This window comes from Sphingobium sp. C100 (assembly GCF_000508185.1).
Lineage (GTDB): Bacteria > Pseudomonadota > Alphaproteobacteria > Sphingomonadales > Sphingomonadaceae > Sphingobium.
The window spans coordinates 1-14,036 of the sequence record NZ_AYOY01000008.1 but is presented as its reverse complement, the minus strand read 5'-3'; the positions used below and the strand labels follow the sequence as shown (position 1 = coordinate 14,036).

At 66.1% G+C, this 14,036-nt stretch carries 13 protein-coding genes; 6 read left to right on the top strand and 7 right to left on the bottom strand.

Annotated features, from left to right (window positions below; genetic code table 11):
* The 6 genes from C100_RS26745 to C100_RS26720 all read left to right on the top strand — a co-directional run.
* A partial coding sequence (locus C100_RS26745) for a class I SAM-dependent methyltransferase (protein WP_024018083.1) occupies window positions 1-543 on the top strand: 543 nt, incomplete at its 5' end.
* On the top strand, window positions 540-1,460 hold the full coding sequence (gene metF / locus C100_RS26740) for a methylenetetrahydrofolate reductase (RefSeq protein ID WP_024018082.1): 921 nt from the start codon (window positions 540-542) through the stop codon (window positions 1,458-1,460). The genes C100_RS26745 and metF, both read left to right, overlap by 4 nt.
* Window positions 1,457-2,503, top strand: a complete 1,047-nt coding sequence (locus C100_RS26735) for a homocysteine S-methyltransferase family protein (RefSeq protein ID WP_024018081.1) — start codon at window positions 1,457-1,459, stop codon at window positions 2,501-2,503. Before metF ends, C100_RS26735 begins: the two co-directional genes overlap by 4 nt.
* Before the next feature lie 113 nt (window positions 2,504-2,616).
* On the top strand, window positions 2,617-5,229 hold the full coding sequence (gene metH / locus C100_RS26730) for a methionine synthase (protein WP_024018080.1): 2,613 nt from the start codon (window positions 2,617-2,619) through the stop codon (window positions 5,227-5,229).
* Window positions 5,230-5,326: 97 nt separating this feature from the next.
* Window positions 5,327-6,823 (top strand): ABC transporter substrate-binding protein, encoded by a 1,497-nt coding sequence (locus tag C100_RS26725; protein WP_024018079.1) that lies wholly within the window; start codon window positions 5,327-5,329, stop codon window positions 6,821-6,823.
* Between the two features lie 17 nt (window positions 6,824-6,840).
* Window positions 6,841-7,263, top strand: coding sequence for a DUF4112 domain-containing protein (locus C100_RS26720; protein WP_024018078.1), 423 nt, complete (start codon window positions 6,841-6,843; stop codon window positions 7,261-7,263).
* Here C100_RS26720 and C100_RS26715 read toward each other — a convergent pair whose 3' ends face one another.
* From C100_RS26715 to C100_RS26685, 7 genes are read right to left on the bottom strand one after another with little or no spacing between them, the layout of a single operon-like run.
* Window positions 7,264-8,088: a ribonuclease T2 family protein gene (locus C100_RS26715; protein WP_024018077.1), complete on the bottom strand. Its 825-nt coding sequence runs from the start codon at window positions 8,086-8,088 to the stop codon at window positions 7,264-7,266. It lies immediately after the preceding gene.
* Entirely contained in the window at window positions 8,081-8,947 is an 867-nt protein-coding gene (nadC, locus tag C100_RS26710) for a carboxylating nicotinate-nucleotide diphosphorylase (protein ID WP_024018076.1), read from the bottom strand. Before nadC ends, C100_RS26715 begins: the two co-directional genes overlap by 8 nt.
* Window positions 8,928-10,250 (bottom strand): DUF2254 domain-containing protein, encoded by a 1,323-nt coding sequence (locus C100_RS26705; RefSeq protein ID WP_024018075.1) that lies wholly within the window; start codon window positions 10,248-10,250, stop codon window positions 8,928-8,930. Before C100_RS26705 ends, nadC begins: the two co-directional genes overlap by 20 nt.
* A gap of 10 nt (window positions 10,251-10,260) precedes the next feature.
* The gene (gene nadA, locus C100_RS26700; protein WP_024018074.1) at window positions 10,261-11,250 is read right to left on the bottom strand and encodes a quinolinate synthase NadA; all 990 of its coding nucleotides are present in this window, start codon (window positions 11,248-11,250) and stop codon (window positions 10,261-10,263) included.
* 45 nt (window positions 11,251-11,295) lie between these two features.
* Entirely contained in the window at window positions 11,296-12,015 is a 720-nt protein-coding gene (locus C100_RS26695) for a DUF4230 domain-containing protein (protein WP_024018073.1), read from the bottom strand.
* Window positions 12,000-12,878 (bottom strand): MBL fold metallo-hydrolase, encoded by an 879-nt coding sequence (locus C100_RS26690; RefSeq protein WP_031308552.1) that lies wholly within the window; start codon window positions 12,876-12,878, stop codon window positions 12,000-12,002. Before C100_RS26690 ends, C100_RS26695 begins: the two co-directional genes overlap by 16 nt.
* Before the next feature lie 50 nt (window positions 12,879-12,928).
* Window positions 12,929-13,762 (bottom strand): TIGR00266 family protein, encoded by an 834-nt coding sequence (locus C100_RS26685; protein WP_024018071.1) that lies wholly within the window; start codon window positions 13,760-13,762, stop codon window positions 12,929-12,931.
* Between the last annotated feature and the right edge of the window lie 274 nt (window positions 13,763-14,036).

Below are 14,036 nucleotides of genomic sequence, written 5' to 3'. Positions count from 1 at the left end.
GCTCTGCTGGCGCGCGAGCCGATCGGTCATCTGCTCGACATCGGGACCGGCACCGGACGGATGATCGAATTGTTCGGCGACACCGCCGCGCAGGTGACGGCGCTCGATCGCAGCCCGGACATGCTGCGGCTTGCCCGCGCCAAACTGCCCCAGGATGCGGGCGGCAAATATGCGTTGCTGCTGGGCGACTTCATGGACCTGCCGCTGGAATGGGGCAGCGCCGACACGGTGCTGCTGCATCAGGTGTTGCATTATGCGCAGGCGCCCGAGGCGGCGATCGCGGAGGCGGCGCGCGTGACGGCGCAGGACGGCCGCGTGCTGATCGCCGACTTTGCCCCGCACGAACGCGAGGAATTGCGCCTGCGCGACCAACATGCGCGGCTGGGCTTTTCCAACGCACAGATGGAAGGCTGGTTCGCGGATGCGGGCCTTGACCTGGAACGGGTGGAAAGCTTGCCCGGCCAGGGGTTGACGGTGCAACTCTGGCTGGGGCGGCGCAGACAGGCGCGCATCCTGCCGATCGAAGGACGGATTTCCGCATGACCCTGAATGATCCCGCCGCGCCGCTCTATGCGGACCTTGCCGGCGATGCCCGTGTCAGCTTCGAATTTTTCCCGCCCAAGACGGAGAAGATGGAGACGCAGCTCTGGTCCGCGATCGAGACGCTGACGCCGCTGGCGCCGCGATTCGTGTCCGTCACCTATGGCGCGGGCGGCTCGACGCGCGAACGCACCCATAATACGGTGGCCCGCATCGCCAGGGAAACGCCGCTCGCCGCCGCCGCGCACCTGACCTGCGTCGCGGCGAGCAAGGACGAGATCGCCGACATCGCCGACGCCTATTGGGAAGCGGGCGTGCGCCACATCGTGGCGCTGCGCGGCGACCCGCCGGAACAGGGCGGCGCCTTCGAACCGCATCCGCAAGGCTATACGGGCGCGGCCGACCTGGTCGAAGGGCTGGTAAAGCGCCACCCGTTCGAAATTTCCGTGTCGGCCTATCCCGAAGTCCATCCCGATGCGGCGAGCGCGCAGAGCGACCTCGACAATCTGAAGCGCAAGCTGGACGCCGGCGCCACCCGCGCGATCACGCAATTCTTCTTTTCGCCCGAAGCCTATTTCCGCTTCCTCGACAAAACGGCGGCAGCGGGCATCACCGCCGACATCGTGCCGGGCATCATGCCGGTCAGCAATTTCGCCGCGACCCAGCGCATGGCCGCCATGTGCAATACCCAGGTGCCCAGCTGGATGGCGCGCCTGTTCCACGGGCTGGACGACCTTCCCGCCGCGCGTCAATTGGTGTCGGCGACGATCGCGGCCGAACTGTGCCGCCAACTCTATGCCGGCGGCGTGCGCGACTTTCATTTCTATACGCTCAACCGGGCGGAACTCAGCTATGCGATCTGCCACCTGCTGGGCCTTCGGGCGCAGGCGGCAGGCAATGATTCGGAGAAAGCGGCATGAGCGCCGAAGCACAATTTCGCGCCCTGGCGGCGGAAAAGATCCTGATCTTCGACGGCGGCTATGGCACGTCGATCCAGAAACATGGTCTGACCGAAGCCGATTATCGCGGAGACCTGGACCTGGTGAAGGACCAGAAGGGCAATAACGACCTGCTCTGCCTGACCCGCCCCGACATTGTCGAGGGCATCCACGCCGCCTATCTCGACGCCGGCGCGGACATGGTGGAAACCAACACCTTTTCCTCGACCAAGATCGCGATGGCCGACTATGGCTGCGAACATCTGGTCTGGGACATCAATCTCGCCGCTGCGAAGCTCGCCCGCGTCGCCTCCGAGAAGGCAAGCGCGAAGGACGGCAAGCCCCGCTTCGTGTGCGGCTCGATCGGCCCGACTAACAAAACGCTGTCGATCTCACCCGACGTCAACGACCCCGCCTATCGCGAGGTCGATTATGACACGCTCAAGGCCGATTATCGCGAACAGTGCGACGCGCTGATCGCAGGCGGGGTGGATTTCCTGCTGGTCGAAACCTGCTTCGATACATTGAACGCCAAGGCGGCGGGCATGGCCGCGCGCGAGGCGGAGGCAGCGGCGGGTCGCGACGTGCCGCTGATGCTCAGCTTCACCATCACCGACATGTCGGGTCGCAACCTGTCGGGCCATACGATCAACGCCTTCTGGTATTCGCTGCGGCACCTCAAGCCGTTGACCATCGGCGTGAACTGCGCGTTCGGCGCGGACCTGCTGCGGCCCTATCTGGCGGAACTGTCGAAAAACGCCGACACGCTGATCCTGGCCTACCCCAATGCCGGCCTGCCCAATGAACTGGGCCAATATGACGAACTGCCCGAAACCACGGCCAGCCTCATCCGTCAGTGGGTGGACGAAGGCCTCGTCAACATGGTCGGCGGCTGTTGCGGCACGACGCCGGCGCATATCGGCGCGGTGGCGAGGGCGCTGGCGGGCCACAAGCCGCGCGTGGTGCCGGAACTGCCGGTCGTGACGCGGCTCGCGGGCCTCGAACCGATGCACATCGCGGCGTAAGCTGTTCCCCCCTTCCGCAAGCGGGAGGGGGTCAGGGGGTGGGCCGGGAAGGCGCCACCTCACTTGCCCACCCCCAGCTCCTCCCGCCAACGGGAGGGGAGCAGGTAGTAGAAATGACTCAGACCTCCACCGCCACCTTCGTCAATATCGGCGAACGCACCAACGTCACCGGATCGGCCAAGTTCAAGAAGCTGATCATGGCGGGCGATTATGCCACGGCCATCGACATCGCGCGCGAGCAGGTGGAAAATGGCGCGCAGATCGTCGACGTCAACATGGACGAGGGGTTGCTCGACGCGGTCGAGGCGATGACGACCTTCCTCAAGCTCATGACCTCGGAACCCGACATCAGCCGCGTGCCGGTCATGATCGACAGCTCCAAATGGGAGGTGATCGAAGCCGGCCTGAAATGCGTCAGCGGCAAGCCGATCGTCAATTCCATCAGCATGAAGGAGGGCGAGGAAGCCTTCCTGCACCATGCGAAACTTTGCATGGCCTATGGCGCCGCCGTCGTCGTCATGGCCTTCGACGAAACCGGCCAGGCCGACACGCGCGACCGCAAGGTCGAAATCTGCGAACGCGCCTACAAGCTGTTGATGACCATTGGCTTCCCGCCCGAGGACATCATCTTCGACCCCAATATCTTCGCCGTCGCGACCGGGATCGAGGAGCATAATAATTACGGCATGGACTTCATCGAAGCCTGTCGCGAGATCAAGGCGCGCTGCCCGCACGTCCATATTTCGGGCGGCCTGTCCAACTTCTCCTTCTCCTTCCGCGGCAACGAACCGGTCCGCCGCGCGATGCACAGCGTGTTCCTCTATCACGCCATTCCCGCCGGCCTCGACATGGCGATCGTCAATGCCGGGCAGCTCGACGTCTATGACGCGATCGATCCCGCGCTGCGCACCGCTTGCGAGGATGTGCTGCTGAACCGCGACCCGGATGCGGGCGAGCGCCTCGTCACCCTGGCCGAAAGCTATCGCGGCAAGGATGCGGCGACGGAAAAGGCGGCGCAGGAATGGCGCGGCTGGCCGGTCGCCCGGCGGCTGGAACATGCGCTGGTCAAGGGCATCGACATGTATGTGGTCGAGGATACGGAGGAAGCCCGCCTCGCCGCCGCCCGGCCGATCGAAGTGATCGAAGGACCGCTGATGGACGGCATGAACGTCGTCGGCGACCTGTTCGGCGCGGGCAAGATGTTCCTGCCCCAGGTGGTGAAGTCCGCCCGCGTCATGAAAAAGGCGGTGGCCCATCTCCTCCCCTATATCGAGGCCGCCAAGGAACCGGGCGCCAAGGGCAAGGGCAAGATCATCATGGCGACGGTCAAGGGCGACGTCCATGACATCGGCAAGAATATCGTCGGCGTCGTGCTTCAGTGCAACGGCTTTGACGTGATCGACATGGGCGTGATGGTCCCCTGGCAGGACATCATCAAGGCCGCGAACGAGAATGACGCCGACATGATCGGCCTGTCCGGCCTCATCACCCCCTCGCTGGACGAGATGGTGACGGTCGCTGTCGAAATGCAGCGCGCCAACATGACGATGCCGCTCCTGATCGGCGGCGCGACCACGTCGAAGGTGCATACCGCGCTGCGCATCGATCCCGCCTTCACCGGCCCGGTCGTCCATGTGCTCGACGCCAGCCGCGCCGTGGGCGTGGCGACCGCGCTCGTCTCCGACACGCAAAAGACCGACTTCGTGCGCAAGACGAAGGACGATTATGAACATGTCCGCGTCGCCCGCGCGAACAAGGGGCAAAGCGCGCTGGTCAGTATCGAGGATGCCCGCGCCAACGCGTTCGAGATGGACGAGAGCCTGAAGGCGCCGCGCCCGCGCCTGCCGGGCGTCCATCGCTTCCCCGACTGGGATTTGAAGGATCTGGTGGATTATATCGACTGGACCCCCTTCTTCCGCGCCTGGGAACTGGCGGGCAATTATCCCGCCATCCTGGAGGACGCGGTGGTCGGCGAAAGCGCGCGCAGCCTGTTCGCCGACGCGCAAAAGATGCTGGATCGCATCGTCAGCGAAAAATGGCTGACCGCGCGCGGCGTCTGCGGTCTGTGGCCCTGCCGGCGCGCCAATGACATGGGCGGCGACGACATCATCGTCCATGTCGAGGATGAAAAACATGTCCGCCTGCCGATGCTGCGTCAGCAGATCCAGAAGCGGGAAGGGCGCGCGAACATGTGCCTGGCTGACTTCATCAGCCATGACGGCGACTGGATGGGCGGCTTCGCCGTCTCGATCCACGGCATCGAACCGCATCTGGCGCGCTTCAAAAATGCGATCGACGATTATTCGGACATTTTGCTGAAGGCGCTGGCCGACCGGCTCGCCGAAGCCTTTGCCGAGCGGCTCCACCATTATGTCCGCACCGCGCTGTGGGGCTATGCGGAGGGGGAACAGCTCACCAACGAAGCGCTTATCAAGGAACAATATCGCGGCATCCGTCCGGCGCCCGGCTATCCCGCCTGCCCGGAACATAGCCTCAAGCCCCTGTTGTTCGACATGCTCGACGCCCATCATGCGACCGGCGTGACCTTGACCGAAAGCTTCGCGATGCTGCCCACGGCGGCGGTCAGCGGCTTTTATTTCGGCCATGCCCAGGCCGAATATTTCGGCGTGGCGCGGGTCGGCCGCGATCAGCTGGAGGAATATGCGACGCGGCGCGGCATCGACCTTGAAACGGCGGAGCGCTATTTGCGTCCGAACCTCGACTGACAGAGGCGCGGCCGGCGGGGGCATCATGACCTTCGGATCACGGATCGCGGATCGCCGGTTGGCGACGGCGCGATCAGGGGCTAATCCTGTCCCGGTCATGGCCGCCTTGTCTCTCCTGCTTCGCCCTTTTCCTCGTGGCGCGCTCATCTGTGGCGCGGCGATCGGCCTGACGCTGACGGGCTGTTCGAACGAAGGCAGCGGCCCGGTGGTGGTCAGCGTGGTGGGCACGCGGGAGGATTTCACCAAGCCGCTGCAAAATCTGCCCGACCCCGCCGCCAAGCTGATGCTGGAAAGCACGGCGCAGGGGCTGGTCGCCTTCGACGCGCAGGGCGACATCGTCCCCGGCCTGGCGCAGCGCTGGATTGTGGAGGATGACGGGCGCAGCTACATCTTCCGGCTGCGCCGCGCCTTCTGGGCCGACGGCACCCGCGTCACCGCGCCGGATGTCGCGCGGATGCTGATGGCGCGAATCGTCAGCCTGCGCCGGCTTGATCCCGACGGTCCGCTGGACGCGGTGCAGGCGGTGGTGCCGATGACCGGCGAAGTCATCGAGATCCGCATGGCCGCCGCGCGTCCCTATATGCTGCAAATGCTGGCCCAGCCGCAAATGGGCGTGCTGTCGCGCGATGGCGGCACTGGTCCCTATCGCCAGCGGCGGCAGGGCAGCGCCTTGATGCTGACGCCCATCGACCGGTCGACCGGAGACGATGAATCGACCGAAGAGCCGGTGCCGCCGTCGCAATTGCGCGTATTGCGGGCGGAACGGGCGGCGCTGGCGATCATCCGCTTTCGCGACGGTCAGGCGGCGCTGATGCTGGGCGGACGCTTTTCCGACCTGCCGCTGCTCATTCCCGCCGGCGTGGAACGCGACGCGGTCCGCATTGATCCGGTGCAGGGGTTGCTGGGGCTGACGGTCGTGGGCAGTGGCGCGTTGCTGGACGATGATGCGGTCCGCGCGGCGATCAACATGGCCATCGACCGGAGCCAGTTGCCGGCCTTTTTCCCTCTGGGCGGTTGGGCAACGACCGAGCAGATCGTCCCGTCCGACCTGGATCTGGGCCGCGCGCCCACGGCGCCGGCCTGGGCGAACCAGTCGATGGAAGACCGCCGCGCCCAGGCGAGCGCCACCATCACCCGCTGGCGTGCCGACAATGACGCGCCAGCGCCGCTGCGCATCGCCTTGCCCGAAGGTCCGGGCGGAACCCTTTTGTTCGGGCTGCTGCGGCGCGATCTGGCGGCGATCGGCCTGCCGGTCAGTCGGGTCGCCATGAAGGACGAAGCCGACCTGCGCCTGATCGACGAGGTCGCGCCTTATGACAGCGCGCTCTGGTATCTTGGCCGCGTCGGTTGCGCGCGCAAGGTCCATTGCAGCGATGCCGCCGACGCGGCGATGCAGTCGGCCAGCCTCGCCAGCAGCGCGGAAGAGCGCATGGCCCGGGTGGCGGAGGCCGAAGCGTTGATGCAGGCGCATAATGGCTATATCGCGCTGGGCGCGCCCGTCCGCTGGTCGCTGGTCTCCCGGCGGCTGACCGGTTTCACGCCTTCGCCGCGCGCGCGCCACCCATTGAACCATCTCTTCCGCCGCCCCAATTAGAAGGGGAGGAGAAAGAAATGGCGTTTTCGCAGGACCAGTTTGATCGCATCGTGCAGGATATGCCCGGTTTCGGCCGCGATCCCACATCGGTGCGTCGCCGGATCGAGGCGATGGAGGCGCTGCTGGAGGGACTGTTCGTCATTCCCGGCATCAACCGGCGCGTCGGGCTGGACAGTCTGGTCGGGCTGGTGCCGGTGGTGGGGGACATCGCCACCGCGGCCATGGGTGCCTGGATTGTCTGGGAAGCGCGCAACCTGGGCATGTCGAAATGGCAGCTCACCCGCATGGCCGCCAATGTGGGCGTCGATACGCTGGTTGGCGCCATCCCCTTCGCCGGCGACCTGTTCGACTTTCTCTATAAATCGAACACGAAAAATCTGCGCATCATCCGCAAGCATCTCGATCGCCACCATCCTTCGACGGCGACGATCGAGGGCTGATCATTCGCCGCTGGCGTTGGTCAGCGGCTGCACCTTGGGATCGAGGTCGAGGACAAGGCCGGGCTTGCGCGCCGGCGCCGCGCGCGACCCGCGCGGAGTGGTCAGGCGCGCATTGGGAATGTTGGGGCCAGGCTCGATCCGCAAATAGCTCGGCCCTGGCGCGCCGCCCTGATGCGCCGGGCAGCGCGTAAATTCCATCGCGCGGTCCATGCAGATCCACACTTCGCTCAGCCAGTTGCCGCGCACCGTCGTCACCCGCAGCATGTCCGGCTCCAGCCGCTTGTTGGCGGCGGCGAAGGCGGTGGCGAACTGCGTCACCGTCAGCGTCTTTCGGCGGGCGAGGGCGGCCATGTCGGGATAGCGCAGCGACTGGTAGAAAGCGCGCGAAAGGTCGAAATACAGCTCCGGCCTGGTCGCCATGCAGGTGCCATGCTTGGCCCATTCATGCTGGATCAGCTGGACCGAGGGGGTGGTGCACAGATTGTCGCGCACCACCTCTCGCGGCACCAGGTCGGCGGCGCGACAATATTGCGGCCACGCCTTGTCGCGGCCGTCCGGCCACAGGCCGTGGAGGGTGAAGCCGAACTTCCCGTTCCGGCCGCTGCATTGCAGGCTGTTCCGCTCGCGCGCGGTCGAGCAATATTGCGGCGTCCAACTGATCGCCAGCGTGTAGCTGCCGATCGGCAGGACGCGCTTAGGCTCCTTCTCGGTTGGTCCCTCCGCCTCGGGCCGCGCCACATTGGCGGGCATCCGGCACTGGGCGGACTGGGCGAGCGCGGGAGCGGGCAGGGCGATCAGCGCTAGGGCGAAGATGGGCCTAAGCATAAGCGAAATCCAGTCCGATGTCCGCAGCGGGAGCAGATTGGGTCAGGCGACCGACGCTGATATAGGTGACGCCGGTCTCGGCCTTCGCCCGGATTGTCTCCAGCGTGACGCCGCCTGACGCCTCGGTCGGCACGCGCCCGCCCACCAGCGTCACCGCGCCGCGCAGCACCGGCGCGGCCATATTGTCGAGCAGCAGATGAGTCGCGCCGGCGGCCAGCGCGGGTTCGATCTGGTCGACCCGGTCGACCTCCACGATGATGCGCGCGACGCCCGCTGCGACGGCGCGGCGCACCGCTTCCTCCACCGATCCGGCGACGGCGACATGATTGTCCTTGATCATCGCCGCATCCCACAGGCCCATGCGGTGATTGGTCGCGCCGCCCATGCGGGTCGCATATTTCTCCAGCACGCGCAGCCCCGGAATGGTCTTGCGGGTGTCGAGCAGGGTTGCGCCGGTGCCCAATATCGCATCGACATAGGCGCGCGTCATGGTCGCGATGCCGGTCAGATGCTGGACGGTGTTGAGCGCGGACCGCTCCGCCGTCAGCATCGCCCGCGCCTTGCCCCGGATGCGCATCAGGTCGGTGCCCGCCGCGACCTGATCGCCGTCCCGGTGCAGCAACTCTATCTTCACCTGGGGGTCGAGCGCCCGGAAAAAGGCGACCGCGATCGGCAGTCCCGCCAGCGTCACCGCGTCGCGGCTGTCCATCACGCCGTCGAACACCGCATCGGCGGGGATCACGGCCTCGCTGGTGACGTCCCGCCCGTCGGGGCCGAGATCCTCGGCCAAGGTGGACGCGACGAAGGCGTCCAGGTCGAATCCGTCCAGCGAAAAGGCGTCAGGAGGAAAGCCGTTCATGGGTGTCGTCTTTCATGGCTTGTACGAAATCGCAATAGTGCGCGTCCAACTCGTCCAGCGACGGGCCGGCCAGTTCCAGCCGCGCCTGCGCCATCAGCAAAGCGCCTTCCTGGCGCAGCCGGGCGCGACGGCCGTTCAGGCTCAGCGTCGATCCCGCGCCCAGCAGGCAATCGAGGAACTGCGTCGCCGCGATCGGGCTGGTCGCCGCCGCCGCGCGTATGCCGCCAAAGCCCCGGCGCACGAAATGGTCGAAATCGTCGTTGAGCGGCACGATCCGGTTCCAGTCATAATCGCCGCGATCCGGGCCGCCGCGCAGGTCGCGCTCGCCGATCTGCGCCGTGGCCGCGCCCAGCCAGTGCAACGCGGTGACGGCGGTGAACGGATCGTTGATGCCGGGGGACAGCGCCCGCAGCGCGATTTCCACCAGTTCGTCGATCAGGAATTCGATGTCCTGCGCGGGCGATCGCATCGCGCCCAACGAGAAGCAGCCGCGCAGCCGCTCGGCCATGGCCTCGTCGGGCGCCTTGCCGCCCACCACCGCCAGCAGCACGATATCGGGATGCACGAAATCGCCGGGCCGCAGCCGCAGCTCGATGCGGCATCCCGCCTCGCGCGCGATCCGGTCCAGCCCGGCAAAATCCACGATCTGGACATAGCCGGTGCGGGTCGCGGGGACGGGCGCGCCCTGGGGCGCCTGGTCGCGCTGCTCGCCGGCGCAATCATGGGGGAAACGCTCGCGCACCGCCCGCAACAGCCGCGCGCCGATCCCTTCCAGCACCGCGTTGATGCGGATCGACGCGGGCACATGGTTCAGGAAATAGACCAGCACGGCGATCGACGCCGCCATCATGCCGGTCGCGATCATCAGCGACAACTGCGGCACGAACCCCGGATCGCCCGCCGTCTCATAGGCGTCGCGCACCACCCGCAGCACCAGCACGGCATAGACGAAGGTGGCGATGAAGGTCGCGAGCGATAATTGGTTGCCGCGATCCTCCATGAAATTGGCCAGCAATCGCGGCCCATAGCTGCCCGACGCATAGACGACGGCGGCGATGGTGATCGAAAAGACGGTCGACGCGACGCCGATCATCGACCCTGAAATGACGTTCAGGACGTTGCGCGCGCCTTCGGGGCGCGCTTCGTCCACCCACTCATGACTGGTCAGCCATTCGGCCGCGCCATGCCGGTCCAGCCAGACGGTCAGGATCGCCAGCAGCGCCGCCAGCAAGGTGAACAGCGCCGGATAGAACCAGTAGCTGGCCCTTGTTTCCTGCCAGAGCGCGCGGAGCCGGGCGACCATCGTTCAGCCCTCAGCCGCGCGGGCCGACATCCCCCTGGCCCACCGTGCCGCTCGCCATTTCCAGCATCCTGTCCAGGCTCTTCTTGGCCGCCACGCGCAACGTCTCGTCCATCTCGATGCGCGGCGTCAGGTCGCGCAGGGCCAGATACAGCTTTTCCATCGTGTTGAGCGCCATATAGGGGCAGATGTTGCAGTTGCAGTTGCCGTCCGCGCCGGGCGCGCCGATGAAATTCTTGTCCGGCACGCTCTTACGCATCTGGTGGATGATGTGCGGCTCGGTCGCGACGATCAGCGTGTCGCCCGGCATCGTCCTCGAAAATTCCAGAATGCCGCTGGTCGATCCGACATAGTCGGCATGGTCGATGATATAGGGTGGGCATTCGGGATGGGCGGCGACCGGCGCTTGCGGATGCTGGGCCTTCAGCTTCAGCAACTCGGTCTCGCTGAACGCCTCATGCACGATGCACACGCCCGGCCACAACAGCATGTCGCGATTGAGCTTGCGCTTGAGGTAGCCGCCCAGATGCTTGTCGGGACCGAAGATGATCTTCTGGTCCTGGGGGATCTGCGCCAGGATCTTTTCCGCCGACGAACTGGTGACGATGATGTCGGACAGCGCCTTCACCTCGGCCGAACAGTTGATGTAGCTGAGCGCAATATGATCGGGATGCGCTTCGCGAAACGCCTTGAACTGGGCGGGGGGGCAGCTGTCTTCCAGGCTGCAACCCGCATCCATGTCGGGCAGCACCACGATTTTTTCAGGCGACAGGATCTTTGCCGTTTCCGCCATGAAACGCACGCCGCAAAAGGCGATGACATCGGCGTCGGTCTCCGCCGCCTTGCGCGACAACTCCAGCGAATCGCCGACGAAATCGGACAGGTCCTGAATTTCGGGCTTCTGATAATAATGGCCCAGGATGACGGCGTTGCGCTCCTTGCGCAGCCGGTCGATTTCGGCGCGCAGATCGGTGCCCTGCGGGATTCCGGTGATTGCGTTCATACCCTGTGCTCCTTGGTCCCATTGTCTGGGGTCTTGCGCCGCGCCCTAGCGCTGCTGCCGCTCGTTGGCCAGTACCTCGTTGATCGGCGTGGTGACGTCCCACCGTTCGCGCTTGTCGTTCTTGCGCTCGGGCGGGAAGGTGACGAGCACCCGCACATCGCCATAGCCCATCGCGCCCAGCGGCGCGGCCATGATCTTGCCGATCGCCGCGCGACCATATTCGCGCGCCTGCGCCATCCGCTCGGGCGACCTGGCCGACGCCGCCGCCCGCGCCTGCGCATGGGCGGAGGTGCGGCGGCTCAATTCCTCGGCCGCCTGCCGCGTCACGAAGATGCCGTTGGTGCGCACCAGCGTCCGGCGGGCTTCATCGACATTGGGCTTGCCCGGCTTCACATCGGGCGCGTTGACGATCAGCGTGCGGTTCGCCTCGTCCCACTCCAGTTCATCGGCGCCCAGCCCGCCCAGATCGACGAAATAATCCACCGAATAGGGCATTTTCACCACCTGGTCGGATTTCAGCCAGCCGAAACCGCGTACGTCCTGCGCCGTGCTTTGAATGGTGCCGTTCAGTTGCGACACACGCAGGCTGGCCGACCCGGCAATCCTTTCCGCGATGATCTTCGTCACCGCCGACCCGTCATCCTCGACGCTCACCACATAGTCGCGATTATAGCGCTGCCAGCCAACCAGCATCGCCGCGCCGGCAAACAGGATCAGCAGCGCGGCGGCGATCGGCCCGGCATAGCGTTTCAGGCCGTCCGCCATCGCCCGTCCCCGATCCGTTCGGCCATGCCGCGGCCGTGCAGATCGATCAGATGCGCCAGCACGGATCGACCCGCCGCGCCATGCAGGCGTGGATCGACGCCCTTGTACATGTCCGCCACCATGTCGGGGATGGCGCTGTCGCCGTTGCGCTCCATGAAGCGCAATATCTGCCCTTCGCGCTGCTTGCGATGCCCCATCATGCCGCGCACCAGCCGCTGCGGCGCGTCGATCGGTTCGCCATGGGCGGGATAATAGACGATGTCGTCCCGTTCCGTGAGCCGCTGCATCGACCGCATATAGGCGGTCATGTCGCCGTCGGGCGGGGAAATGACGCTGGTGGACCAGCCCATGACATGGTCGCCGGTGAACAGCGCCTGCTCCTGCGGCAGGGCGAAGCAGAGATGGTTGGACGTATGGCCGGGCGTCGCCACCGCCTCCAGCGTCCAGCCCGGCCCGCTGACCTGCTCGCCGTCGGTCAGCACGCGGTCGGGCCGGTATTCGGCATCGAACGCCGCATCGGCGCGCGGCCCGTCATCCTCCAGCGTCAGCGGCGCGCAACCGATGATCGGCGCGCCGGTCGCTTGCGCCAACGGTCGGGCCGCCGGGCTATGGTCGCGATGCGTATGGGTGCACAGGATCGCCGCCACCGGGCGTCCGGCGATCGCAGCGCGCAGCGCGGCGAGATGCGCCGCATCGTCCGGGCCGGGATCGATGATGGCCACGGCCTCCACGCCCACCATATAGGTTTGCGTGCCGGTATAGGTGAAGGGCGACGAGTTGGGCGCCAGCACGCGGTTCACCAGCGGCGATAGCGGCATCAGGATACCGGTCGGCAGGTCGGCCGGGTCGAAAGGGGGTGCCATATGTCCCATGTGCCCATTTCGACCCGGATTTCAAGGGCGGCGCGCCCGCCTTAGCGGTTGCCCCCGATAAAGTCGCCCAGTTCGCCCAATACCGATCCTTCGCCGCGATTCTGTCCGCCCCGGCTGCCCGCCGCCGCCAGCATTCGCCCGGCAAGGCGTGAGAAGGGCAGGGACTGGATCCACACATGGCCCGGCCCCCGCAACCGCGCGAAGAAAGCGCCCTCGCCGCCGAAGATCATCGACTTGACCCCGCCTGCGGCGACCAGGTCGAAATCGACGCTTGGCGTCATCGCGGCAAGGCAGCCGGTATCGACATGCAGTTCCTCGCCGGCGCGCAGTTCCTTTTCCACCAGCGTCCCGCCCATCTGCACGAACACCCAGCCATCGCCGGTCAGCCGCTGCATGATGAAGCCCTCGCCGCCGAACAGGCCGGTCATGATCCGCTTCTGGAAATGCACGCCGATCGCCACGCCCTTGGCCGCCGCCAGGAAACTATCCTTCTGGCAGATCAGCGTGCCGCCATATTGGTCGAGCTTCAGCGGCAGGATCGACCCCGGCGTGGGGGAGGCAAAGGCGACTCGCGCCTTGCCATGACCCTGATGGGTGAAAACGGTGGTGAACAGGCTCTCGCCCGTCACCAGCCTTTTGCCCGCGCCCAGCAGCTTGCCCATGAAGCCGCCATCCTGCCCGCCGCTGCCATCGCCGAACACGGTGGCCATGCTGACGCTGCCGTCCTTCCACACCATCGCCCCCGCTTCGGCGACCGCGCTTTCGCCGGGGTCCAGTTCGATCTCCAGAAATTGCAGTTCCTGGCCCTTGATCTCGAAATCAATATCGTCGGACAGGCTGGCGCTGCGGTGATGGCTCCAGGGGGAATTGGGCATGGAAACGCGCTCCTTGTGCGAAGGGAATGCCCTTGTCTAACGTCATGCCATTGGCCACGCCATGCGTTTGCGCCGTTCATCCTTGCCGTCCGGCTTGTGCCATTACGGGCCAGCGGGGGATTGAGCGACGCGCGTCCTTGGCGGCGCGCCCCGACGGGTATATGGACCCGCTCCATGCGCACCGTCTCCACCGCTCTTCTCCTGACCGTCGCCGTCGCCGCCAGCGCGCTGGCGCAGGGGCAGGGCGCGCCCTTCACCGTGGCGGAGACGGGCC